Source organism: Streptomyces sp. NRRL WC-3626 (assembly GCF_000718785.1).
In the GTDB taxonomy this organism is placed as follows: Bacteria; Actinomycetota; Actinomycetes; order Streptomycetales; family Streptomycetaceae; genus Streptomyces; species Streptomyces edwardsiae.
The window spans coordinates 485,176-509,979 of the sequence record NZ_JOCA01000001.1 but is presented as its reverse complement, the minus strand read 5'-3'; the positions used below and the strand labels follow the sequence as shown (position 1 = coordinate 509,979).

Sequence of the window (24,804 nt, the reverse complement as noted above, 5' to 3'; positions counted from 1 at the left end):
GCTGCGCCTGCTGTTCGGCAACCGCACGCCCAAGGACCAGGACGGCGGTGGCCAGGACAAGTGACCACGAACACGCAGCAGCCCCCGGCGGACCAGGCCGAGGGCTGCCAGGAGAACGAACTTCCCGTCACCCCCAGCGAAGCACGCGATTTGAGCACGCCGCAATCCGGGCTCGACACGGCGCTGACCCTGTTCGACTGGCTGTGGGACGACCGGCCCGGGTGGGTCTGCCTGGCCACTGACCACCGCATCCGTGACCTCAAGTCCGGACGCAAGTCGAGCGACTTCCGCAATGCGCAGTGGTACCGGTGGCCGGAGGACCGGGAGAAGATCCCGGCCTACGCCGAGATGGTCATGAACAGCCGCGAGGTGTGGTTCACGCCCGCCCTCCTCGACTCGGAGGACCGCAAGGCGCACAACGCCACCGTCAACGGTCGCATCTGCCAGGTCGACGCCGACCACACCGACGAGTGGGACGAGCAGGAGAAGGCCACCCGCCTGGCTCTGCTCAAGGACCTGAACGCGGCGGTGGTGAAGTCCGGCACGAACGGCAACTTCCACGCCTACGTGAAGCTCGACCGGGACACCCCGCGCGAGGTCATCGACCGGTTGAACGCGCAGCTCACGGCCGCGTTCGCTGGCGATAGCTCGAAGGAGAACGCCAGCTCGGTTCTGCGGTTCCCCGGCACCTTCAACCACAAGACGGACCCGAGCCGCCCCGTGGTCCTGGAGACGTGCCCGGAGGGCTTCGCAGGCTGGGACCCGGCAGAGCTGGCCCGGACGCTCCCGGAAGCCCAGGAGACCCCCACGGGAGGCCGGGACGAGGCTGCCGCGTGGGTCGCGCCGGATGCGCCGGACAGCCTGGCCGAGTGCAGGACGCTGGCGGACCTGCTGTCGATGCCGACGGGGCATCCGGAGCGCAGCACGTGGCCCTGGCTCCAGAAGGTCGCGGGTCACGAGTCGCGCGCCGAGTGGCTGAAGCCTAAGCCCAACCAAGCCGACTACATCGCCCGCGTCATCAGCCACGACGCCGCGTCGGACAGCCCTCGCCTGCCGTACGACGAGGCGAAGTTCTTCGAGGTCCTCGAACACAAGTGGGAAGAGGACGGCCGGAAGAACAGCGGCTCCAAGATCGCACTGGCCGCCCAGCTCGCGAAGGGCGAGATAGACCCGGTCGAAGCCGTGGAGTCGTGGAGCGACTTCAACGAGCGGGTCTTCGACGATGTTGCGGGCATCCACATCAGCAATGTGGCCCAGGAGCGTTACTACGGGCCGCTGCTGAAGCTGGCGGAGACCGACCCCGAGGCGTTCGACGCGACTCCGTTCGCGCGCACCGAGCTGCTGCGGCAGATCAACCGTGCACGGGCCGAGGAGAAGGCCAAGGTCCTGGCCGCCCCCGGCAACAAGGAGCTTGGTCGGCCGTCGCGTCGGAAGGACTGCACTGGGGTGGTCTACGACGCGACTGCGCCGGGTTTGTTCATCCAGCCGGGATGGATCACGCTGTTCATGGCCGACTACGAGGTCGGCAAGACCATGCTGGCCTATTCGCTGGCGGCTGACCGGCTGCGCAAGGGCGAAGAGGTCGTCGTGATCCAGGAGGACGAGGCCGCCGACCAGACGTGGGGCAAGGTCGACGCCTTCTGCCTCACCGAGGAGGAGGAAGACCGCTTCCAGCCGTACAACTACCAGGGCTGGAACCTGGTGGCCACGCCCGAGATGCTCGACGCCCTCATGGAGAGGCATCCGCGCACGACGCTGCTGATCGTCGACTCGATCATGAAGATCACCAAGCTGGCGGGGCTGGAGGAAGACAACCCCGGCGCGGTCGCGCTGTGGACCGTCTTCGAGCGGTTCGCGGCGAAGTACCCGCAAGTGGCGGTCCTGCTGATCGACCACCAGGGCCACAACGGCGGGGGCCACGCCCGGGGTGCAACCGGCAAGGCTCAGATGTCGTCGGTCGTCCTTCAGGTCTCGTCGGTGGCCAAGTTCGCCCGAGACCGCAACGGACAGATCAAGGTCAAGGTGCACAAGCACCGGAACGGCGAGAGCACCGGGCACACCTGGCGCGGCGATGTGATCGTGCGGCGGGGCGACGAGCCGTTCCGCATCGAGTGGGCCGACGAGGGCGTCAAGGGCCAGGGCGGCGGCGGCTCTGCTGAACCTGACGGCATCGACGGCATCAAGGGCGCTGAACTCGGCATCCTCAAGCTGCTCAAGCCGACACTCGGGTCTGAGGACGTCTGGATCACCAAAACCGAGATCGACAAGGCGGACAAGCGACACGCCACGTCGGTTACCAAGTCGATCGGCAAGCTCATTGATGCCGGATACCTGGCCGAAAAGCCGGGCTGGAAGTTGGGCGACGGACCCAAGTCGTACCGGCGGCTGAAGTGACCCGGGGGTATGCGCAGGGCCCCCACCGAGGGGGTATGCACGCACACCCCTGCGCATACCCCCCCTGCATAGTGCTCCGTCGCCGGTCAGAGCAGGTGTGCGGGGTGTGCGCACAGTATGCGCACAGGGGGTGTGCGGGGTGTGCGTCTCCCCTCTGGGGAGGGAGAGACGCACACCCCCCGGCACACACCTCCGCCGCACGTTGCACCTGACCCGCGCGACACTCACCGCAACAACCAAACTCAGGGGAGGGGCAACGCAGTGAACGACTTGGACAGGCGCGGCAGCAGGATCTTCGGCCGAGTGGACGGGGAGGTGGATTGGCCGTCTGGGGTAGACAGCCCGTACCGACTGATGAAGCGCAGGGAACCGGAGCGGTACGAGCGCGAGATGGCTGAGCAGGCCGACGCCCAGCGGGTCATCGTCGAGTGGGCCGAGTGGTACGGCCTCAGGCAGGCGAAGAAGGCCTGCTGCCCCGGCTGGCTCACGCGCAAGGTCAGCAGGCGATGCATGATCGACCGTTGCACCGCGCTCGGCGGTGGTGCGGTCGACTACCGCTGGCTGGAGCACGGGGTCGGCTGGGTGCTCGACGGGCAGCCGGTGGCCCTGACGTCGGCCTCCTACGGCATCCGCGACGAGGAGCATGCTCGATTCCAGTGGTGGGTGAACGAAGACCCCCGGCTGGCGGTAGTCCTCGGCGGCCAGGGCTGGTACGGCATCGGCTCCACGCAGGTGCTGATGTGGCGTACTGACGTCATCGAGGTGATGGAGCCCTCACCGGAGTCGGTGCGCGCCTTGGGCTATCAGCAGTACTGAGGCCCGGGACGGTACTCAGGAGGGCACGAGAGCGGCCGGGCGGCACGAGGGGCCACGGGAGATACCGCCGGAGGCCGGGACGACAGCAGGGCGCGGCGGCAGGTGGCCCCGGAGAGCGCCAGCGTCCGGTGAAGGCCGGCGAGCACCTTGCCGCCAACCCGCCCGAGCGGCGCCAGTCGCCGGGCCACATGGAGCGACCCCGACCAGGTGAGCAGGCTGGTCGGGGTCGCTGCGTTTTGGGAGGGGGCGCCTGGGCCTTCGAACTGAGCGGGAAGGCCCGGCCAGGGTTGACCGGCCGGGCGCGTGCCCCTCAGGCGATCAGCAGGTGGTCCACACCTTCTGACACACCCCAGAAAAGCAGCCGACGGGACCGCTGTCTATTTGCCGAAAACGCAACCCCTCACTGGTATTCCATAGGCCCATATGTGGGGGCTCTAATTGGGGTATGGACAGGGCAGTGAAGAGCCCGGTGTTCTCAGGTCAGAAGCTCAAGGACGCCCGCAATAAGCGGGGGCTGAGTCAGGCGCAGGTGGCCGCCCGGATGGGCGTCAGTGGCCTTTACCTCAGCTACTGGGAAAACGACCGGTACGCGCCGAACGGCGTGAACATGGTGCTTCTGCTGAGGGCGCTCGGATGCGAATTGGAAGAGGTGACGACGTGAGGCAGTCGGTCATCACCGAGGAGTGGAGAAGGATCCCGGGCTTTCCGTCGATGTACGAAGTCAGCTCATGGGGACAGGTGCGAAGCCACAGCCGCGCAGCCCGAGGGCGCACGCTGAAGCCGAGGATTCACAAGTTCACCGGGTTTCCCCAGGTCCACATCTACAAAAGTGGTCGGCGGATCTGGTGTTACGTGCACAGCCTGGTGACCCTGGCATTCCCGGAGGAGGAGAAATGAGCTTTGAGATTGCCGAGCCCGGGTGGGTGGCCATCGGGCGGGACGACGTGACCGGCTGCGTCAGCGTGAAGCGCGTGGGGTTCTTCGAGGTGGGAGACCAGGGCGTGAGGCCGCTGGTCAAGGACCACGACGGGGTGTTCTGGGAGCCGGGACCCGAGACGGTCGAGGTCATCAGGACGGACCCGCTGCACGCGGCCAAGCTGGCGTGGATGCACAAGCTGGTGGGCGTGGCCGACCGGTGCACGACCGACGAAGCGCGGGCCGATCTCAAGAAGATCGCCGACTGGCTGGCCGACTGGCAGCCGGGTGACCCGGGGCTGAGCCTGGCGGGTGGCGATGACGGCTGAACTGATCCCGTTCCAGCCGGAGCCGGAGAAGGGTCCGGGGTCTGACGAACGACTGGTAGACCTCACGTACGAGGAACAGCAAATCCTTGAATATTGCCGTGAGGGCAAGGGGCGAAATGAAATCGCCAAACTGACGGGCTTGTCCACCTGGAAAGTCAGCACGGTTGCCGCAAAGCACGGCCACTACTTCGGCCGGGTGGCGTGGCTGGAGGTGGCCAATGCCACCCGTGCCGCTCAGCTCAAGGAGCGAAAGCAGCGGCTGGCCGTGCAACTCCTCGATAACGCCGAGCTTTACGCGGACGCCCTTTCGGGGGTCGGCACGCCGAAGGATGGGCAGCTCGTGGCCAAGGCGCTTCGAGACATCATCGAATCGTCCGAGCTGCTCAGCCGAGGCACCGAGGAAGAGAGCGTCGAAGAGGCCAAGGACTTCTTGATCGGCCTGCGCGAAAGCATGCGCGCGGTCCGTGACGGATTCGAGGCACAGCACGGCGTGCCATTCGGCAGCGAAGAGGCACGCCAAATCATCGAAGGGCAGCAGCAATGAGCAACCGTAATTTCGGCGAGGTCGTGCAGGGCCCGATGACCCCGGACGGCCCGAGCGTGGACGAGATCCGGGCCATGCGCCAGGGATCCGGCAGCTTCCACCACCGCGACGGCCGGACCCCGCTGGACTCGGCCGTGATCCAGGGCGAGTCCGTCCCCGGTGACGGCGCGATCAGCGAGGACCAGATGGCCGAGATCCGCAGGGCCGCCGGGATCGGACGCGAGAACCACCAGGCCCAGGCCGCCAAGGCGTACAGCGACCGGCGCGACCTGACGACCGGCGGCGTGGTCCGGGCCTGGGAGGACGACCGCACCGAGCTGGTGGATGAGACCCGCCCGGCCAGCCGCTGGCGCGGCAGCGCGTCGTAGCTGGCTACGGCCCACGACGGTCCGGGACGGGGGTACGGACGGCCTCCCGTCCCGCCCGGGGCCACGGGGCCCGGCCAGCCCACGAGAGCCCCGGGGAGAGCCGCCGGGAGCCCGGCACACGAGGACACGCGAAACGCGGATGCCCAGGCTCGTTTCCCACCCCACCGTATGACACACGAGAAGAGGACCCCATGAACAGCACCGACGACCTGATGAACCGGGCCCGGCAGGCCCTCGCCGACGAGGAGGCCGCCCGCCTGGAGGCCAAGGCCGCCGAGCTGGCGACGGACGACGAGCGCGCCCGGCTGGAGGCCGAGCAGCAGGCCCGGCGCGAGCGGCTCAAGGCGGATGCCGAGGCCGCACTGTCGGCCGAGGGCGTCACCCTGTCCGACCTGGCCGACAAGTTCGATGCGGCGGTGGCCGCCCTGGTCGACCTGGCCGGGGCGGCGTGCACCCGCAACGACCTGATCCGGCAGCACGCGCCCGCCCTGGCAGTGGCACAGGTCCCGGACGCCCAGCGCACCCCCGCCCGCGAGCTGCTGGCGCGAGCGACCGCCCTGGCCGCCAGTAAGGTCCGGACCCGGGACTCCGATCTCGGGCGGCTGATCACGACCCTGAACGCCGACGGCGGACCCCTGCCCCGGACCACACCCGTGGAGCGCGCCCGCCGGTCGTAGGTCCGGATCGGATCCGCCCGGCCTTGCCGACCACGCACGCCGAATCCGGATCAGGTCGGGCCGGATCTGAATTCAGGGTCCGCAGATCCGGCCCGACCATGACGACCCAGCAAGCCGGGTCCGCCGGATCCGAACACAGGTGAACCCCGGATCTCACCGCCAAGCGAATTCCGGGGTCCACCGCCCACCAAATGACCTCAGAGGCCACCGGTTCCCACCCAGCAAAACACGGGGCGGCGGGTGGCCGGAAGGGACCACCAATGGCTACCGCCAAAGCGTTCCGGCCGGAATTCAAGACACGCGACGGGAAGCGCGTCAGCTTCGGCGCGAACTACACCCACGACACCAAGGCAAAGCGCAGGGCGGGACTCACCAAGGCCGGTCGCCCCCGGGTGGCCACCGTGGGCGCTGGCACGGTCGTCCGGCGTCCTCGGCGCTGGGTGCCCTGGGCGGTGCTGGGCGTGAACTCGGTGGCCGTGGGTGGGGCGTATGCGGTCCACGAGCTGGGCCCCGTGCCCGGCGGCCTGGTCGTCGGCGCAGGTCTCTGCGCGGGATACCGCGTCGTGCGCTGGACGGCGGGGGAGTGGGCCTACTTCGCCAGCAAGGCCCGCCAGATCAGGGGTGGCCACCGCCCGGCCGAGGTGGACGAGGCCAGCGCGCTGGGGCTGGAGCCGGGCGAGCGCATCCCGGCCGACACGGTCAGTCGACCCTGAGCCGGCGATCACCTCTCGTAATTGGAACTGTAACTGGAACTGTGATTGTGACTGTGGCAGAGACCCCCTCCCACCGGGGGCGTGCCCAGGCACGGGGGGTGTCCCGGGGGTGTTCCAGTTCCAGTCACAATCACAGTCACAATTACGGGTGGTGACAAAAGACGGTCATCACTTGCCGTGAATGGCGGTGCGCGGATGGGTGTGGTCACGCCCATTTCGCGCACCTTTTTAGTTTCGGCCGAATTTCAGTAATTGCGCGCTGCGCAAATCCCCTGATTTAATCGAATTCTCGGCAATTCCGCCGGGGTTCGGAATTCGTTATTAGGAGACTGGAAATGGCCGCCAAGACCGCGCAGGACGAAACCACCACCGACCTGCACGCCTGCACCTGCTCGCAGTTCGCCACCGCCGACGGCCAGACGACCGGCTGCACCGCCACCACCAAGCGGCTGTTCGCCCCCGGCCACGACGCCAAGCTCAAGTCCTTCCTGATCCGCATGGGGGCCGACGGCGCCGAGGTCATCCGCACCGTGGACGGCATCGCCAGCCCGGCCGACGCCCTGACCCACGCCCAGAAGTTCGCGTTCGGCCACATGGTCATCGCGGGGGTGGCCCTGGCCGGTGAGAAGGCCCGGAAAAAGGCGGAGCGGCTGGAGGCCAAGGCCGCCGCGAAGGCCGAGGGCCGGACCGCCCGCCCGAAGCAGCCCAAGAAGGTCACGGCCAAGGTCGGGCGCGCGACCTTCACCGGCCGGATGGACGGCGACCACTTCGTCTACGAGGTGAAGGGCAAGGAGCGCCGGACCCTCAAGTTCCAGGCCGTCTGACCGACCCGCACCGCCGGGCGGTCGGCTCAGGCCGCCCGGCTCCGAGAGGAGCCCCAGTGTTCAAGATCCAGTTCCGCAACGCGGCCGGGCGCGTGGTCACCGCCCAGCCCTTCGACCGCGTCAAGATCCAGAAGCTCGCCGACAAGGCCCGGCAGGACGTGCCCGACGCCCGCGTCTGTCAGCTCCGGGTGCGCGAGGTGGCCGCCGACGAGATCACCGGCGATTTCATCTGGGCCGAGTGCACCGACGACTTCATTCGTTAAGACGAACGAGCCCGGCCGGGGTGGCGCCCCCGGCCGGACCGCAACGCTGAGAACTAAGAGGAGAAACCCAGCTATGACCCAGCAAACCACAGCCATCGCCACCGGGGTGATCGAGCGCGTGACGGTGGGCGGCCAGCTCCGGGCCGTTGATTACCTGAGGGTGTCGACCGAGGACCAGGCCAAGGGCTACGGCATCGACTACCAGGGCAAGCGAGCCACCCGCTACATCGCCAAGAAGGAGTGGCAGCACGTCGGCACCTACGTGGACGAGGGCATCTCGGGGTCGTTGGAGGCCGCCGACCGTCCCGACCTGAAGCGGCTGATGGAGGACGCTCACAGCAAGCCGCGCCCCTTCGACATCGTCGTCGTGAAGGAGGGCCGCGCCATCGGCCGGACCGGTCGTGCCTTCTGGCGGTGGGTGTGGAGTCTTGAGGAAATCGGCGTGTTCGTGGCGGTGGTCCAGGGCGATTACGACAACACCACCGCCGAGGGTCGCCGGAAGATGCGCGAGGATGCCAACTACGCCGAGACCGAATGGGAACTCATCCGGGACCGCACCCAGGGCGGCTTGCAGGAGAAGGCCGAGGAGGGCGGTTGGGTCGGCGGTCCGCCCCCATTCGGGTACGAGATCGAGGACCAGGGCAAGAAGGGCCTGTCCCGGCTCAGGTTGTGCCCGGCCGAGGTCAAGGTGTTGCGCCGAGCGCGCGAGCTGCTGGTCATCGAGCGACTCAACATGCGGGCCACCGCCACCCGCCTGAACGCCGAGGGTCTGTTCACTCGCTCGGGCCGACCCTGGTCGCATCAGAACCTGCGCAAGCGGTTGATGTCCACGGCCACCCTCGAAGCCGTGTTCATCTTCCGCAACACCGAGGTGAAGAACGGCCGAGGGCCCAAGCTGGACCAGGAGGGCAAGCCGCTCTACGGCGAAACCGTCCGCATCCCGCTGGACACCATCTTCACGCCGGAGGAGGTGACCGACCTGAAGGCGGCTGTCGGCGAACCTTCCGGCAAGCCCAAGGGACAGGCCGGGGTGTACCCGCTGTCGAAGCGTGTCACGGCCCAGTGCGGCAAGCACTACATCGGCGGCAAGCGCCACAAGGGACCGGGTCGTTGGTACCGCTGCAAGGGCCGACAGGAGGAGTACGCGAACGGTCCGACGTGCAGTGACCCGCAGATTCCGGCGGCTGAACTTGAGGCCAGCGTGTGGGCCGAGGTCGTGAAGCTTCTGGGTGACCCTGAGCAACTCAAGGCGATGGCGGCTGAGTGGGTCGGCATGGCTGACACCGATCAGGATGCGCAGCGCGCGCGGGTGACCGACCTCAGTCAGCAGGTTGCCGCACGTGAACAGTCCATCAAGAACACCATCAAGGTCTACATGCGGTCAGGGCTGCCCGTCGAGTTGCTGAACGAGGAGCTGGCCGACGCCAAGACCGAGCTGGAGAAGCTCAAGGAGTTGCGCGACGAGGCGCAGCGCTGGATGGAGGAGACCCAGGCCGCCGAGCAGCGCGCGAACGACCTCGCAGCGCTGGCCGAACTGGCGCGCACGCGACTGGCCGACATGACACCCGAGGAACAGGGCGAGATCCTCGCGTTGCTGGATGTGCGGGTCACGGTTGTGGGGGCGAGGCCCGAGCGCAAAACCAACAAGGGTTGCACCCTCACCAAGTGGTTTGCCGACTCGGGACGGCTGGTGCCACCACCGCTGACCGATGAGGTGTGGGCCCTGGTGGAACCGGTCGTCAAGGCGTGGGAGCCACCGAACCATCGCCTCATCGACGGTCGCACGGTAGTCGACGGCATTCTGTACAAGGCGCGTACCGGGTGTGGCTGGCACGGCATCGAGGTGTCGGGCGATGTCCTGTGGAAGACCGTGCATTCCCGGTTCAACCGCTGGCTTCGCGCTGGCGTGTGGGATGACATCATGAAGGTCATCCCCAACGACGGCACCCTTCCGGCAGGGATGCCCTTGCTGCCGCCGCTCAAGATTGAGGGCCGCGTGGACCCGCGCATTCTGCCTATCCGGCACGAGGAATCACCTGCGAAAACACCTATGGTGAAGTCCGGCAGCGCGCTGTGCGTCCCCGGCAACCACGAGAACAAGTTCGGCCGCTACCTCAAGGGCCGCAACGTGCAGCACACCCACGGACTCGCCGAGACCATCGGGCAGATGGACCGGCAGAGCGAGGAGTTCCGCGCCGAGGTACGGGAGTTCATCGACGGACTCGTCAGCCACTACGTCCTCGACGGCGGCCGGCTGGTGGTCTGCCACGCCGGACTGCCGGAGAAGTACCACGGCCGCACCTCCGGCCGGGTCCGCAGCCACGCCCTGTACGGCGACACCACCGGGGAGACCGACGAGTTCGGCCTCCCCGTGCGCTACCCGTGGGCCGAGGACTACCGGGGCCGGGCCGCCGTCGTCTACGGCCACACACCCGTCCCGGAGGCGACCTGGCTCAACAACACCATCTGCCTGGACACCGGCGCCGTCTTCGGCGGCAAGCTCACCGCCCTGCGCTGGCCGGAGCGGGAACTCGTCGACGTCCCGGCCGAGCAGGTCTGGTACGAGCCGGCCCGTCCGCTGCGGACCGAGGCCCCCGGCGGCCACGACGGCCGTCCGCTGGACCTGGCGGACGTGCACGGCCGGCGGTTCGTCGAGACCCGGCACCACGGCCGGATATCGATCCGGGAGGAGAACGCCGCCGCTGCCCTGGAGGTCATGAGCCGCTTCGCGATCGACCCGCGTCTGCTGCCGTACCTGCCGCCGACCATGGCACCCACCGCCACCTCGCACCTCGACGGCTATCTCGAGCACCCGGCCGAGGCGTTCGCCCAGTACGCCCAGGACGGCGTCGCCCGGGTCGTCTGCGAGGAGAAGCACATGGGCTCCCGCGCGGTCGCCCTGGTCTGCCGCGACGCCGACACGGCCGCGGCGCGCTTCGGCACCACCGGCGGTACGACCGGCTCGCTCTACACCCGTACCGGCCGGCCCTTCTTCGACGACGCCTCCGTCACCGAGGAGATCCTCGGCAGGCTGCGCACGGCCGTCACCGAGGCCGGCCTCTGGGAGGAACTCGCCACCGACTGGCTTCTGCTGGACGCCGAACTCATGCCGTGGTCGCTGAAGGCGTCCGGCCTGCTGCGTACCCAGTACGCGGCGGTCGGCGCCGCCTCCGGAGCGGTCTTCCCGGGCGCCCTGGCGGCCCTGGAAGGCGCGTCGGCCCGCGGTGTGGACGTCAGGGAACTCCTCGCCCGCCACCGCGAACGCGCCGACTCCGCCTCGGCGTTCACCGAGGCGTACCGCCGCTACTGCTGGACCACCGACGGCCTGGACGGTGTCCGCCTGGCCCCGTTCCAGATCCTCGCCGTCCAGGGCCGAAGCCTCGCCGCCCTGCCCCACGACGAACAGCTCGCCCTCATCGACCGCCTGGTCGAGCACGACACCACCAGCCTGCTGCAGACCACCCGCCGTCTCCACGTCGACACCGCCGACCCCGAGTCGGTGCGCGCCGGAATCGACTGGTGGCTGGAGATGACCGGCCGGGGCGGCGAGGGCATGGTCGTCAAACCGGCCGGCGCCCTGGCCCACGACGCCAAGGGCCGCCCCGTGCAGCCCGGCATCAAGTGCCGCGGCCGCGAGTACCTGCGCATCATCTACGGCCCCGAATACACCCGCCCGGAGAACCTGGCCCGCCTGCGCAACCGCTTCCTCAACCACAAGCGCTCCCTCGCCCTGCGCGAGTACGCCCTCGGCCTGGAAGCCCTGGACCGCCTCGCCGAAGGCGAACCCCTGTGGCGCGTCCACGAGCCGGTCTTCGCCGTACTGGCCCTGGAATCGGAGCCGGTGGACCCGCGGCTGTAGCGGGTGAACGCATGGTGCCGACCGGTCCGGACAGGTTCTGCGAGAACCTGTCCGGACCGGGCCGGTGTATGTCGGCGTCCCTTGGTTCGCGGCAGTTCGCGTGCTAGCTTCGCTGGTCCGTCAGGTGAACCGGCTCGCGGGGGAAGGTCGGTGGAGACAGCGTCGGGATGGGACGGGGTGGGGCGCGCGCCGGGCAGGGATCTGTTGTTCCGTCTGACCGAGGCGCTGTGCGGGCTGAGCTGCCTCGAGGACCAGGCGGGGCGCTCGTACTTCGCCGGCATGCTGTCCGAGGAGCTCAACCAGCACGTCGACCTGCGCGGCGCCAAACTGCGCGAGGACGTCGTCGCGCTGGTGCGCGCGGCGTTGAGCGTCCGCGAGGGGGAGCGGATCCTCGTCGACGTCGTCCGCGTCTTCGAAGGCGCCCCGGCCGCCGCCGCGTTCGAGGAACTGCTGAGCCCCGGTGAGACACACACCGACCCCCTGCCCGGCCCCGTCGATCACCAGGACCTGGACACCGCCTGCGCGCTGCTGCGCACCGTGCAGGGCGCTCTCCCCGCCGGCGCGCTGCGCAACGTGCTGGCGAGCGACCTGCACCTCGACCTGCCGCCCGGCCTCTCACCGGTCCAGCTCTTCACCTACGCCACGGAGTTGAACGTACAGCCGGACGGACTGCCGCCCGCGGTCCTCCTGATCGAGCACGCCGCGGAGCTGACGCCGTCGCCGGACCGGCGCCTCGCCCTGCGTGAATGGGCGAGCGGCTGGGCACGCCGGGCGGGCCTGCTCGCCGCCCTGGAACGCCGGCGGGCCGAGCGCGCCGAGACCACCGCGGACCCGACGATCCCGCGCTGCCTGGTCGTGGCCGTGGAACCGGCCCGCGACGGCTCCGACGACGTCGTGGTGCGCCCCTGGCTGAACACCGTCCCGGGCCGCTGGCAGCCCCGGGCCGCGGAACCCGAGACGACGAGCCTGGACCGTCTCGGCCAGGCCGTCGAACGCGTGCTGCGCCAGGTCGTACGTCTCACACCCGCGCCGAACGCCCAGCCCCCCGCCCTGTCGGGACGGACACCGCCCTACGTCGAGTTCGTACTCCCCTACGACCTGCTCAACCACGACATGGCCGGGCTGACCGTCAGCTCCGTGGACGGCAGGCCCGAGCCCCTCGGCCTGAAGTACGGCGTCCATCTGCGCAGTCTGGAACGGATGCGCGCCGACGACCTGCTGGTCCGGGAGCAGTGGCTGGAGCGCTGGGAGACCCTGCGCAGCGGGGGGATCGGAGTCCACGGCTGGCGGACGTCGGACCGTACCGGACCGGACGCCTGGCAGGCCGCGCTGGCCTCCGAACCCAGCCGTACGGCCGCGGTGCTCGACGCCCCCGACGGGGGCGCGTCGACCGAGGCGGTGAAGGCGGCCATCGCCGAAGGGCTCGGCCTCGCCGTCTGGGACCGCCGCGGCGAGTTCAGCGAGGAGCGCCGCGAAGTGGTGACCGCCGTGTTCTCCTCCGTCCCCACCCCGACCCAGATCCCGCTCGCCATCCACCGGCTGCGGCGCACGGCCGGACTCGATGAGGCGGGGCCCCTGCTCCTGGGGCGGCACATCGCCTTCCTCTGGGACGACCCCCACCGGCTGGTCGACATCCAGACCGACGACGACTACGGCTTCGACGACCACGACAGCGAGGAGGACGGGTTATGAGCGGGCCGGACGCCCCTGACAGCACCGACTGGCGTGTGTTCCGCGCGACGGGCCGCGCCCCGGGCGAGCCGTCCCGGCTGCCCGGACCTCCGCCGTGGCGCCGCTTCGGCGGCGGCCCGCCCCTGCTCCCGCCGCCCGACGACCCCGAGGCCGCGCTGCGCCGTCTGGGCCCCGGCGACCATGTTCCGCAGCTCGGCCCGGAACAGATCGACACGGTCAACGCCGCCCTGCTGTTACGCCGCCCGCTGCTCATCACCGGACCGCCCGGCATCGGCAAGTCCACCCTCGCGTACCTCCTCTCCCGGGAACTCCGCCTGGGCAGGGTCCTGCAGTGGAACATCGTCAGCCGTACGACCCTGCGCGACGGCCTGTACGCCTACGACGCCATCGGGCGGGCCCAGGCCATCGCCGCCTGGCAGGGCGCCGAACAGCGGACGCCGGCCGACGGGGGCCCGCCCCCGGCCCTCGGCGACTTCATCACCCTGGGACCGCTGGGCACCGCGCTGCTGCCCTACGACCGCCCGCGTGTGCTGCTGGTCGACGAGCTGGACAAGAGCGACATCGACCTGCCCAACGATCTTCTGCACGTGCTGGAGAACGGCAGTTACGACATCCCCGAACTGGTCCGTGACGCCGCCCGCTCGGCCCGGGTGCACACCGACGATCCCGAACAGTTCGCACCGGTGTCCGGAGGGCGGGTGGAGTGCCGCGAGTTCCCCGTCGTACTGATCACCAGCAACGGCGAGCGCGAGTTCCCGGCCGCCTTCCGCCGGCGCTGTCTTCCCCTGGAGATGCGGGCCCTCACCCGGGAACAGCTTCTGGCCATTGTGTCGGGGCATCTGGGGAGCCTGCCGCCGGACGCGGAGGCCATGGTCGACCTGTTCGTGCGGCGCGTCCGGGCGGGCGGCACGCACTCGCTCGACCAGCTGCTGAACGCGGCACGGCTGACCACCGTCGACGGCTTCCGCGCCGAGGGCGAGGGCCGCCAGCTCATCGAGACACTCCTGCGCGACCTGGCCAAGGGCCGCTGATGAACGGCTCCCCCAGACAACGGGCACCCGGTGCGGAGGCGGTGGAAGGAACGTCCGCCGGAGCGGACACCGCCGTCGTCCCGCACTGGCAGGAGCTGGCCGACGCCGTGTGGCTGGCCGCGTACCGGGCGCGGGCGGGTGAGGGCCCGGCCGCGGCCGGCGCCGAGCCGGACGGGGAGCGGGAACCGGCGCGGGACACGCCGCCGTCCGGTCCCTCCGACACCGCCGCCGAGCGGTCCGCCCCGCCGGACGACGGACCGGGCACCGCCCCGACGCCACTGCCCGTACCCGACCCCGAGGGGACCGGCCGGATCCGGCTCGGCCCGCCCGTGCTGCCCGGGTCCACCCGGCGCTCACCGGGCTCCGGCCGGCGCTCGGCCCAACTGGCGGTCGCCCTGCACCGGCTGGCGCGCCGCGTGCCCTCGCACACCGCCGTGGAACTGGACGAAGAGGCCACGGCGGAGCGCGGGATCACCGACGGCCTGTGGCTGCCCTGGTTCCGGCCCGCGAGCACCCGCGCGTTCGACCTGGTCCTCCTCGTCGACGACGCCCCCACCATGGCCGTCTGGCACGAGGAGACGGCGAGCCTCGCCGCGGCCGCCGAACACAGCGGCGCCTTCCGCAGCGTACGAACCGTGGCCCTGACCCTCGCCCGCACCGGTCCCGTGTCGCTGCGCTGGAACGGGGCGCGGACCCCGGCCCGGGTCGGCGAACTCCTCGCCGGCCGGGGGGACCGCCTCTTCATGGTCGTCACGGACGGTCTCGCCCACGGCTGGGCCGGCTTCGCCGCGGACACACTGCTCGATCGGCTGGGGCGGGCCGGACCCACGGCCCTGACCCATCTGCTGCCGCCCCATATGCGGCACCGCTCCTCGCTCCACCCCTACCCGGCGGTCCTTGAGGCCGGCGGCCTCGGCGCGGCCAACGACCGCGTCGTCCTGCGCCCGCCACCCCAGGGCCCGGACCCCCTCCGGCCCCTGCCGTCCACGGGCGAGGGCGTCCTGCCCGTCCCGGTGCTGTCCCTGAAGCCCGGGTCGCTCGCCGCGTGGGCCGACCTGGTCACGGGCGAGAAGGGGGAGTGCCGCACCCTGCCGGCCGTCCTGTCGGGAACGCTCGGGCGCAGTGCCCCGGCGCCGGGACTGCGCGCGCCGCGGTCCCCGCGCGCCGCCGCGAGGGCGGTCAGCCGTTTCTTCACCATCGCCACACCGGTCGCCCGGCGTCTCGCCACCCGGCTGGCCGCCGTCCCGTTCGAGTTCGACCTCGTCGAGCAGGTACGCCGCAGGACCGTGCCGGAAGCCGGTCCGGAACACCTGGCCGAGATCCTGATGGGCGGCCTGATCCACTGGGGCGCGGACGGCAGGGGACGGCCCGAGTTCGCCGAGGGAGTCCGCGAGGCCCTCCTCGCCACCACCACCCGCAGCCAGCTGGCCAGAACCGTCTCGATCCTCGGCGAACTGCCGGCCGCGGGAGCGCACGGTGTGGCACTGCGCGCGGCACTGCGGGACCCGGCGGGAGCGGGTCTGCCCGACGCGTCCGCCAGGGCCTGGCAGCAGTCCGAACTCGCCGTGATGCGGGCGCTGTCGGGGCCTTACGCCGAACGCGCCCGGAGGATCGAGGCGGACCTCGTACCGCCGGCCGGCGTCCCCGGCGATTCCCGGCAACCGGCCGAGGTGTCACGTGACGCGGCGCCGGACCGGGCATCATCCGCGTATACGGACGCGGTGACCTCACGACCGTCCGGTGACCCCACGGAGACAAGGCCTGGCATGCAGACGACCTCGACCCCCGCCCTCCTGGTGAACGTTCCGCTGCGCAACACGTCGTTCGTAGGCCGCAGGACGTTGTTGCAGGCGGTCGAGGAACAACTCGAAGCGCAGGACACGGCGGCCGTGCTCCCGCACGCGCTCCACGGACTGGGCGGCGTCGGCAAGAGCCAGCTGGTCCTCGAGTACATCTACCGCAACCAGCACCGCTACAAGGTGATCTGCTGGATTCCCGCGGAGGGGGAGAGCCTCATCCTGGCCGCGCTCGCCGGACTCGCCGCCCGGCTCGGCGTCGTCCAGCCGGGGCAGGAGGGCCCCGCGAGTTCGGCGGTGCGGGCCGTCCTGGAGGCGCTGCGCACCGGAGTGCCGTACGACGACTGGCTCCTCGTGTTCGACAACGCCGAGAACATCGACGTGGTGCGCCAGTACTTCCCCACGAACGGGCCGGGGAAGGTGATCGTCACCTCCCGCAACCGCGGCTGGGAACGGGTCGCCACCCCGCTGCCGGTGAACGTCTTCGAGCGCGAGGAGTCCGTGGAGCTGTTGCGGAAGCGCTCCCCGGACCTGTCCCCGGAGGACGCCGACCGCCTGGCGTACGCCCTCGGCGACCTGCCGCTCGCCGTGGAACAGGCGGGCGCCTGGCACGCGGTCACCGGCATGCTCGTCGACGAGTACCTCGACCTCCTCGCCCGGCGGAGCCCGGACATCCTCGAACTCGACCCGGCCCCCGACTACCCGGTCTCGGTGGCCGCGGCCTGGGACATCTCGCTGGAGCGCATCCGGGAGAAGAACCCCGGCGCCCGCCAACTCCTCGACATCTGCGCCAGCATGGCCCCCGAACCCATTCCGCGCTCCATCCTGCGCGGCGGCCGCGGCGTCAACATCACGCCCGAAGTCGACCCCCTGTTGCGGGAGTCGGTCAAACTCAGCCGGGCCGTGCGCGACCTCAGCCAGTTCTCCCTCGTCAAGACGGACCCCCGGACGGACACCCTGCAGATGCACCGTCTGCTGCAGACGGTGCTCCTGGCCAAACTCAGCCCCGAACAGCGCCGGGCCATGCGGGAGGCCGCCCACCAACTGCTGTCCGCCGCGAAGCTGGGCCACCACGCCTCAGCGCAGGAATGGCCCGCCTACCAGGCCCTGCTGCCGCACATCCTCGCCTCCCAGGCGGCCGGCAGCTCCGACACCTACGTGCGGGAACTCGTCACCGACACCGTCTTCTTCCTCTACTACTGGGGCAACCACGAGGGGGCCGCGGACCTCGCCCGGCAGGCATGGAGTGCCTGGCTCGCCGACTCCGGCGAGGAGGACGGCCATGTCATCCGCATCGCGAAGAGCCTCTCGTTCACCCTCCTCCAGCGCGGCCAGATCGACGAGGCCATCCCGCTCGCCGAAAGGGCCCTGGAGGTCTCCCGGCACATCGAGGTCGACCCCGAGGACCTGGTCGACTCGCTCTGCGCGCTGGCCGACGCCCGACGTCACCAGGGACGGTTCACGGAGGCCCGGGACCTCGGCGAGGAGGCCACGACGCTCGCGCGCACGCAGTTCGGGGCCGACGACCAGATCACCCTGCGGGCCACCCACAGCTGGGGCGTCGACCTGCGGCTGTGCGGACAGTTCGACGAGGCGCTGGCCCTGGACCAGGAGAACGCCCGCCAGCGCGAGTCCCTGTTCGGCCCCACCAGTTTCCTCACCCTCAACACCCTGAACGCCCTCGCCATCGACATGCGGGAGAGCGGCGACTACCCGGGCGCCCGTGACTTCCAGGAGGACGTACACCTCCGGGCCCGCGTCGCGCTCGGCGAGGACAACACGCTCACGCTGCGCGCCGCACGCAATCTGGCGGTCTGCCGGCGCCGGGACGGGGCCCTCGACGAGGCGCGGGAACTCACCGAGGACACCCTGCGCCGCTTCGTGGCCCGGTACGGCCGCCGGCACTCCGACTCGCTGTCCACGGCGGCCAACCTCTCGGTCGACCAGCGTCTCGCCGGAGACCTCGAACTCTCCCGGGAACTGGGCGAGGAGACCGTACGGCGCTACACGGCGCTCCTCGGGGAGGACCACGCGTACACGATGCTGACCGGGGCGAACCTGGCCGCCACCCTGCGCGCCCTGGGAGACCTCGACGCGGCGGGGGAACGGGAGGACGACGTGGCGCGCAGGATGACCGCCGTACTCGGGCCCCGGCACGTGATGACGCTGGCGGCGGGGATCGGGCAGGCCAACACCGCCTACACCCGGCTGGACTTCGAGCGGGCGTACGAGATCGACGAGGCAAGTCTGGCGGGGCTCACCGTCGCCGCCGGTGCGGACCATCCGCTGACCCTGGCCTGCACCGCGAACCTCGCCCTGGACCTGCGCGGCCTGGGCCGCGGCCAGGAGGCCGGCGAACAGCAGCGCAGGGCGGTGGCGGGATTCGCCCGGGTGGTCCGCGCCGATCACCCCTGGCTCTTCGCGGCACGCACACACCGCCGCATCGAGTGCGACCTGGCGCCCATGCCGCTGTAGACCCGCTGCCGGAACTTTGCGGACACCGGGCCGAATTCGACGCCTCGTACGATGACCGAACCATTGGCCGTGATGGGTCGGCGTGTTCGGGCGATTCGACGCCGGTGGGTGCGTTCGTGATGGAATGGGGCCACGGTGGCATCGGGTGCCGCCGTGCGAGAAGGGGGACGCACCTTGCATCAGCCGCCCGCTCAGCGCGACGCCGCAGCGGCCGTCCAGGAGCCGGCTGCCACGGGGGGTGTGCCGGTCCGCGAGTCGGACCTGGCGGATCTCGCGGCCCTGCCCCTGACCGCGGTGGAGGGCCTGGCGCCGCTCCACTCCGACACCCGCCTGCTGACCGAGGTACTCCGCTCCCGCGACAGCATGCGGGGCGGGGGCGAGCCCGCCCGGGCCGAGTAGCGGCCCCGCCGTGCCGGGCGCCCACACGTTCCCGGATGCCCGCCCACCGACCCGGAGGTCCCGGTGACGACCAGCGAGCGCCCCACCCCCTTCCGCATGCCCGCCCCCCTCTTCGACGAGTTCGCCGCCGGCGGGCACTCCGCCGAAGGGGTCGCCTTCCTCGAGCAGGGCGAACGCGCCCGCCGGTTGCTGCTGCTGAACACCCTGCTCAAGCGGCTCCGGGACCTGCCCACGCCGCTGAGCCCGATCGCCGACGCCTGGCGGGTGTTCAAGGAGGCGGCCGAGCGGGCGCCCGAGCCGGTCGAGCGGCTGCTGCTCGCGCCGACGACCGGCACCTGGATCGCGCACACGCTGCGCCGGGCGCACGGCACCGCGACCGGGCCCCGGCTGTGGACGGAGGCGGCCAGGATGAACACCCTCGCGGTCGTCGCCGCGCTGCACGCAGGGACGGAGGCGTCCCTGCGGGTCCCGCTGGAGGACGGCGCGCTGCATCTGCCGGGACTGGGACTGGTCCGGCTCGCGGACGCGGCCCCCGGTCCGTCGGCGGGCCGGGCGAGCACCCGCGCCGGCGTGCTCACCCTCGGCGGGCCGGGTCCCGACGGCGGCCGGCGGAGCCTGACCCGCCGCCCGGCCCCCGTCCCGGTGACCGGGGCACCGCCCGCCGACGACCCCCACTGGCTTCCCCTCCGTACCCTCACCGTCGGCCCCGTCGCCGTACCGCTGGAGGACCTGGACCCCTACCGCGACCTCGACGACCCCGTGCCGCCCGCCCGGCTGGACGCCGACGAGGCGCTGGCCTGGCAGGGGCTGTTCGACGAGGCCGCGGCGATCCTCGCGAAGGGGAAGGGCACGGGGCCGGGCCGGCTCGATCCCTCCGTGATCCGGGCCGTCGTACCGTGGGCGCGCACGAGTCCGCTGCCCCCGCCGCCGCCCGACGTACGGGTCTCCGCGTCCAGCGGTGACTCCTACGGCGCGATGGTCATCGCCCGCCCCTCCTCGCCGCTCGCCCTGGCCGAGGCGCTGGTCCACGAGTTCCAGCACAGCAAGCTCGCCGCGCTGATCCACCTCTTCCCGCTGCTGGACGACGACCGCGCGGAGCGCTACTACGCCCCCTGGCGCCCCGACCCGCGCCACCTCACCGGCCTGCTGCACGGCGCGTACGCCTTCACCGGCGTCGCCGGGTTCTGGCGGGACCGTATGACGGACCCGGAGCACGCCGAGGCGGCCGCCTACCACTTCGCGCTGCGCCGGACGCAGAGCCGGCTCGTCGTACGCACCCTCCTCACCGGCGGACGCCTCACCGAGACCGGGCACGCCCTGGTCACCGGTCTGGCCCGGACCCTGGACGGCTGGCTGCGCGAGCCCGTGCCCCCGGCCGCGCTGACCCGCGCCCGCACCGCCGCCGCCCTGCACCGCACCGAATGGCGGCTGCGCAACGTGGACCCGGCCGGCACGGCCGGGCTCCGGTTCCGGCCCGACCGCGCCCCCTGGCCCGACGTCCGCACCCATGTCTTCGCCGTCCCGCCCGCCGACCCCCGTACCCCCGACGAGCACCTCGCCGCCGGGAACACCGTCGCCGCGCTCGCCGGGTACGACGACGGCCTGGCCCGCGATCCCGGTGACCCGCACCTCCGCGCCGGCCGGCTCGTCGCCCAGACGGCGGCGGGGGAGAGGGCCCGCGGACAGCTGGCCCGGCCCGAGACGCTGCCCTGACGGAAGCGGGATTCCGGGACCGGGAAGGCGGGGGACAGGGGTGAACACGCGCCCGGATGGTCAGGATGGAGTCATGACCTACCACGTCGACTCCGAGGCCGGCCGGCTCCGCCGGGTCATCCTGCACCGGCCCGATCTCGAGCTCAAAAGGCTCACCCCCAGCAACAAGGACGCCCTGCTCTTCGACGACCTGCTCTGGGTGCGCCGGGCGCGCGCCGAGCACGACGGCTTCGCGGACGTCCTGCGCGACCGGGGCGTCACCGTCCACCTCTTCGGTGACCTGCTGGCCGAGACGCTGGCCCTCCCGGAGGCCCGCACGCTCGTCCTGGACCGCGTCTTCGACGAGAAGGAGTACGGCCCGCTCGCCACCGACCATCTGCGGGCCGCCTTCGAAACCCTCCCGGCACCCGAGCTCGCCGAGGTGCTGATCGGCGGCATGACCAAGCGGGAGTTCCTGGACGCCCACCCGGAGCCCACCTCCGTGCGCTTCCACGTCATGGAACTCGACGACTTCCTGCTCGGCCCGCTGCCCAACCACCTCTTCACCCGCGACACCTCCGCCTGGATCTACGACGGCGTCGCCATCAACGCGATGCGCCTGCCGGCCCGGCAGCGGGAGACCGTGCACTTCGAGGCGATCTACCGGCACCACCCGCTGTTCCGTACGGAGCCCTTCCACGTCTGGTCCGAGGGGCAGGCCGACTACCCGTCCACCATCGAGGGCGGGGACGTCCTGGTCATCGGCGACGGCGCGGTACTGATCGGGATGAGCGAGCGGACCACCCCGCAGGCCGTGGAGATGCTCGCGCACAAACTGTTCGCGGCCGGCTCGGCGCGGACCATCGTCGCGCTCGACATGCCGAAGCGGCGCGCCTTCATGCATCTCGACACCGTGATGACGATGGTCGACGGCGACACCTTCACCCAGTACGCCGGCCTCGGCATGCTCCGCTCGTACACCATCGAGCCGGGCGTGGGGGACAAGGAACTGAAGGTCACCGACCATCCGCCGGAGCACATGCACCGCGCGATCGCCGCCGCCCTCGGGCTCAGCGAGATCCGGGTGCTGACCGCCACGCAGGACGTGCACGCGGCCGAACGGGAGCAGTGGGACGACGGCTGCAACGTGCTGGCCGTCGAACCGGGCGTCGTCGTCGCCTACGAGCGCAACGCCACCACCAACACACATCTGCGCAAGCAGGGCATCGAGGTCATAGAGATCCCCGGCAGCGAGCTGGGCCGGGGCAGGGGCGGGCCGCGCTGCATGAGCTGTCCCGTCCAGCGAGACGCCCTGTAAAGCGCCGTATAGAAATACTAAAGTTCGTATACACTTCCACCGTTCGTGTCCCCCATCCCTGGAGCACCCCATGGCGACTGTCCCGACCGCCCTCGCCGGCCGCCACTTCCTCAAGGAGCTGGACTTCACCGCGCCGGAGTTCCTCGGCCTGCTGGAGCTGGCCGCCGAGCTCAAGGCCGCCAAGCGGGCCGGGACCGAGCACCGTCGTCTGCGGGGCAGGAACATCGCGCTGATCTTCGAGAAGACGTCGACGCGTACCCGCTGCGCGTTCGAGGTGGCGGCCGCCGACCAGGGCGCCTCGACGACGTACCTCGACCCGTCCGGCTCGCAGATGGGGCACAAGGAGTCCGTGAAGGACACCGCCCGGGTGCTGGGCCGGATGTACGACGGCATCGAGTACCGGGGGGACAGCCAGGCCAAGGTGGAGGAGCTCGCGGCGTACGCGGGGGTGCCCGTCTACAACGGGCTGACCGACGACTGGCACCCCACCCAGATGCTCGCCGACGTCCTCACGATGACCGAGCACAGCACCAAGCGGCTCACGGACATCGCCTTCGCCTATCTCGGCGACGCCCGCTTCAACATGGGCAACTCCTACCTCGTGACCGCCGCCCTGCTGGGCATGGACGTACGGATCGTCGCCCCGGAGGCCTACTGGCCCGCCCGGGAGATCGTGGACCGGGCCCGGGAGCTGGCCGCGTCGAGCGGCGCCCGGATCACGCTCACCGAGGACGTCGCCGAGGGCGTGGCGGGCGCCGACTTCGTCGCCACGGACGTATGGGTCTCCATGGGCGAGCCCAAGGACGTCTGGGCCGAGCGCATCAAGGCCCTCGCCCCGTACGCGGTGACCATGGACGTCCTGCGCGCCACCGGCAACCCGGACGTCAGGTTCATGCATTGCCTGCCCGCCTTCCACGACCTCGGCACCCAGGTCGGCCAGGACATCTTCGCGGCCCACGGTCTCACCTCCCTGGAGGTGACCGACGAGGTCTTCGAGTCCGCGCACTCGGTCGTCTTCGACGAGGCGGAGAACCGGATGCACACGATCAAGGCGGTTCTGGTAGCGACCCTGGCCTAGGGGGTCCCGGCGCCGGGCTCAGACCGGGCGGCGCCGGCCCGGCAGACGGAACCACACCGCCTTGCCGGACTCGGTGGGGCGGTGGCCGCAGGACGAGCTGAGGGTGCGGATCAGCAGCAGTCCGCGCCCGTGCTCCTGCCAGGGGTCGGGCATGCCGAGGGGCGTCGGGCGGGTGAGGTCGCCGGGCGGCTCCGGGTCGGCGTCGTGCACCTCGACCTGGCAGCCCGTCGGCAGCAGCCGCACCACCAGCTCTATCGGGCCGGTCCCCGACGTGTGCTCCACGGCGTTCGCCACCAGCTCCGCCGTCAGCAGCTCCGCCGTGTCGCAGTCGGCGGAGTGATCCCGCTCGGCCAGCGCCGTGCGCACCAGCGCACGCGCCACGGGCACGGCCGCGGTGGTGTGCGGCAGTGCGACGCGCCAGGAGGTGGAAGCGGCGGGAGGTTCGTGCACAGCGAGTCCGTTCATGGAGCGGGTGCTCCTGCAGTTCAGCCGTCCATGGTACGGCGCACCCGGTGCGGCCCATCGGCCGGGCACCGGCCGGGACGTCCCGCCCCGGCAACGTGCGGCTTACCCACGTCCACGCCCCGCCGCGCACACCAGGTCCCGCCGTTACCCGTATGTCGACGATCCGTGACGGACGTGACGGGCCCCCGAACGGCTTATCGCGCGCGCGTGACGACAGTCACCGATCGATGATAAATTCATCGGACAGACCTCACTGAGCAGCGCCGTGCCCGCCGTAGGAGGCCGCCCTCATGAGTCCTTTCACCGGCTCCGCCGCCCGCACCGCCCGCTGGGAGCATCTGCGCGTCGACCTGGCCGACGGCGTCGCCACCGTCACCCTCGCCCGCCCCGACAAGCTCAACGCGCTCACCTTCGGCGCCTACGCCGACCTGCGCGATCTGCTCGCCGAGCTGTCCCGTGAGCGGGCCGTGCGCGCCTTGGTGCTGGCCGGCGAGGGGCGGGGCTTCTGCTCCGGCGGCGACGTCGACGAGATCATCGGCGCGACCCTCTCCATGGACACGGCCCAGCTCCTCGACTTCAACCGGATGACCGGCCAGGTGGTGCGAGCGGTACGGGAGTGCCCGTTCCCCGTGATCGCCGCGATCCACGGGGTGGCGGCGGGTGCCGGCGCGGTCCTCGCCCTGGCCGCCGACTTCCGGGTCGCCGATCCCAGCGCCCGCTTCGCCTTCCTCTTCACCCGGGTCGGCCTCTCCGGCGGCGACATGGGCGCGGCCTACCTGCTGCCCCGCGTGGTCGGTCTCGGCCACGCCACCCGGCTGCTGATGCTGGGCGACACGGTGCGCGCACCGGAGGCCGAGCGCATCGGCCTGATCAGCGCCCTCGCCGACGAGGGCGGCGCCGACGAGGCCGCCCACACCCTCGCCCGCCGCCTGGCCGACGGCCCCGCCCTGGCCCACGCCCAGACCAAGGCCCTCCTCACCGCGGAACTGGACATGCCTCTGGCGACGGCCATCGAGCTGGACGCCTCGACCCAGGCCCTCTTGATGACAGGAGAGGACTACGCGGAGTTCCACGCGGCGTTCACGGAGAAGCGCCCTCCCAAGTGGCAGGGGAGGTAAGCGGGTGCTCTCGACACCGGGGACTGCGGTAGCGCCGG

Annotated in this window: 20 protein-coding genes and 2 pseudogenes; 21 read left to right on the top strand and 1 reads right to left on the bottom strand. The window is 71.1% G+C overall.

Annotation, left to right across the window (positions count from 1 at the left end; genetic code table 11):
• Positions 1 to 60: 60 nt before the first annotated feature.
• The 20 genes and pseudogenes from IF28_RS0102175 (at position 61) to argF (ending at position 23,183) form a co-directional block, all read left to right on the top strand.
• Positions 61 to 2,394 (top strand): AAA family ATPase, encoded by a 2,334-nt coding sequence (locus tag IF28_RS0102175; protein WP_030212964.1) that lies wholly within the window; start codon positions 61 to 63, stop codon positions 2,392 to 2,394.
• A 390-nt stretch (positions 2,395 to 2,784) separates the two neighbouring features.
• A complete protein-coding gene (locus tag IF28_RS0102170; RefSeq protein WP_199808942.1) occupies positions 2,785 to 3,210 on the top strand; it encodes a hypothetical protein in 426 nt (141 codons plus the stop codon).
• Positions 3,211 to 3,655: 445 nt separating this feature from the next.
• Positions 3,656 to 3,871, top strand: coding sequence for a helix-turn-helix transcriptional regulator (locus IF28_RS0102165; RefSeq protein WP_078620806.1), 216 nt, complete (start codon positions 3,656 to 3,658; stop codon positions 3,869 to 3,871).
• A complete protein-coding gene (locus IF28_RS40330) occupies positions 3,844 to 4,107 on the top strand; it encodes an NUMOD4 domain-containing protein (RefSeq protein ID WP_078620805.1) in 264 nt (87 codons plus the stop codon). The genes IF28_RS0102165 and IF28_RS40330 overlap by 28 nt, the downstream gene beginning before the upstream one ends.
• Positions 4,104 to 4,454, top strand: a complete 351-nt coding sequence (locus tag IF28_RS0102155; RefSeq protein WP_106981958.1) for a hypothetical protein — start codon at positions 4,104 to 4,106, stop codon at positions 4,452 to 4,454. The genes IF28_RS40330 and IF28_RS0102155 overlap by 4 nt, the downstream gene beginning before the upstream one ends.
• Positions 4,444 to 4,998 (top strand): hypothetical protein, encoded by a 555-nt coding sequence (locus IF28_RS0102150; protein WP_158713635.1) that lies wholly within the window; start codon positions 4,444 to 4,446, stop codon positions 4,996 to 4,998. The genes IF28_RS0102155 and IF28_RS0102150 overlap by 11 nt, the downstream gene beginning before the upstream one ends.
• Positions 4,995 to 5,366 carry a hypothetical protein gene (locus IF28_RS0102145; protein ID WP_030212953.1) on the top strand — a complete coding sequence of 124 codons (372 nt, stop codon included), beginning with the start codon at positions 4,995 to 4,997 and terminating at the stop codon, positions 5,364 to 5,366. The genes IF28_RS0102150 and IF28_RS0102145 overlap by 4 nt, the downstream gene beginning before the upstream one ends.
• Positions 5,367 to 5,557: 191 nt before the next feature.
• Positions 5,558 to 6,043 carry a hypothetical protein gene (locus IF28_RS0102140; RefSeq protein ID WP_030212951.1) on the top strand — a complete coding sequence of 162 codons (486 nt, stop codon included), beginning with the start codon at positions 5,558 to 5,560 and terminating at the stop codon, positions 6,041 to 6,043.
• Positions 6,044 to 6,303: 260 nt separating this feature from the next.
• Complete coding sequence (locus IF28_RS0102135; RefSeq protein ID WP_030212949.1) at positions 6,304 to 6,756, top strand: hypothetical protein; 453 nt, start codon at positions 6,304 to 6,306, stop codon at positions 6,754 to 6,756.
• A gap of 335 nt (positions 6,757 to 7,091) precedes the next feature.
• The gene (locus tag IF28_RS0102130; RefSeq protein WP_030212948.1) at positions 7,092 to 7,580 is read left to right on the top strand and encodes a hypothetical protein; all 489 of its coding nucleotides are present in this window, start codon (positions 7,092 to 7,094) and stop codon (positions 7,578 to 7,580) included.
• A gap of 56 nt (positions 7,581 to 7,636) precedes the next feature.
• A complete protein-coding gene (locus IF28_RS0102125; RefSeq protein WP_030212946.1) occupies positions 7,637 to 7,843 on the top strand; it encodes a hypothetical protein in 207 nt (68 codons plus the stop codon).
• A 73-nt stretch (positions 7,844 to 7,916) separates the two neighbouring features.
• Positions 7,917 to 9,755, top strand: a pseudogene (locus tag IF28_RS39650) (recombinase family protein); the annotation flags it as partial.
• A 138-nt stretch (positions 9,756 to 9,893) separates the two neighbouring features.
• Positions 9,894 to 11,702, top strand: a pseudogene (locus IF28_RS39645) (polynucleotide kinase-phosphatase); the annotation flags it as partial.
• A 150-nt stretch (positions 11,703 to 11,852) separates the two neighbouring features.
• Positions 11,853 to 13,394, top strand: a complete 1,542-nt coding sequence (locus IF28_RS0102115) for an effector-associated domain 2-containing protein (RefSeq protein WP_051713572.1) — start codon at positions 11,853 to 11,855, stop codon at positions 13,392 to 13,394.
• The gene (locus tag IF28_RS0102110; protein WP_030212929.1) at positions 13,391 to 14,425 is read left to right on the top strand and encodes an AAA family ATPase; all 1,035 of its coding nucleotides are present in this window, start codon (positions 13,391 to 13,393) and stop codon (positions 14,423 to 14,425) included. Before IF28_RS0102115 ends, IF28_RS0102110 begins: the two co-directional genes overlap by 4 nt.
• On the top strand, positions 14,425 to 18,696 hold the full coding sequence (gene fxsT, locus IF28_RS0102105) for an FxSxx-COOH system tetratricopeptide repeat protein (RefSeq protein ID WP_030212926.1): 4,272 nt from the start codon (positions 14,425 to 14,427) through the stop codon (positions 18,694 to 18,696). The genes IF28_RS0102110 and fxsT overlap by 1 nt, the downstream gene beginning before the upstream one ends.
• A gap of 174 nt (positions 18,697 to 18,870) precedes the next feature.
• Entirely contained in the window at positions 18,871 to 19,095 is a 225-nt protein-coding gene (locus IF28_RS0102100) for a hypothetical protein (protein ID WP_030212924.1), read from the top strand.
• Positions 19,096 to 19,158: 63 nt separating this feature from the next.
• Positions 19,159 to 20,808, top strand: a complete 1,650-nt coding sequence (locus IF28_RS0102095; RefSeq protein ID WP_030212921.1) for an HEXXH motif domain-containing protein — start codon at positions 19,159 to 19,161, stop codon at positions 20,806 to 20,808.
• A gap of 73 nt (positions 20,809 to 20,881) precedes the next feature.
• Entirely contained in the window at positions 20,882 to 22,105 is a 1,224-nt protein-coding gene (locus tag IF28_RS0102090; protein WP_030212917.1) for an arginine deiminase, read from the top strand.
• Positions 22,106 to 22,175: 70 nt separating this feature from the next.
• Positions 22,176 to 23,183, top strand: a complete 1,008-nt coding sequence (gene argF, locus IF28_RS0102085; RefSeq protein WP_030212916.1) for an ornithine carbamoyltransferase — start codon at positions 22,176 to 22,178, stop codon at positions 23,181 to 23,183.
• Positions 23,184 to 23,201: 18 nt separating this feature from the next.
• Here the strand turns inward: argF and IF28_RS0102080 are convergent, their stop codons facing one another.
• Complete coding sequence (locus IF28_RS0102080; RefSeq protein ID WP_030212913.1) at positions 23,202 to 23,648, bottom strand: ATP-binding protein; 447 nt, start codon at positions 23,646 to 23,648, stop codon at positions 23,202 to 23,204.
• 290 nt (positions 23,649 to 23,938) lie between these two features.
• Here IF28_RS0102080 and IF28_RS0102075 point away from each other — a divergent pair, with 290 nt between their 5' ends.
• Positions 23,939 to 24,766: an enoyl-CoA hydratase family protein gene (locus IF28_RS0102075; protein WP_030212911.1), complete on the top strand. Its 828-nt coding sequence runs from the start codon at positions 23,939 to 23,941 to the stop codon at positions 24,764 to 24,766.
• Positions 24,767 to 24,804: the final 38 nt, after the last annotated feature.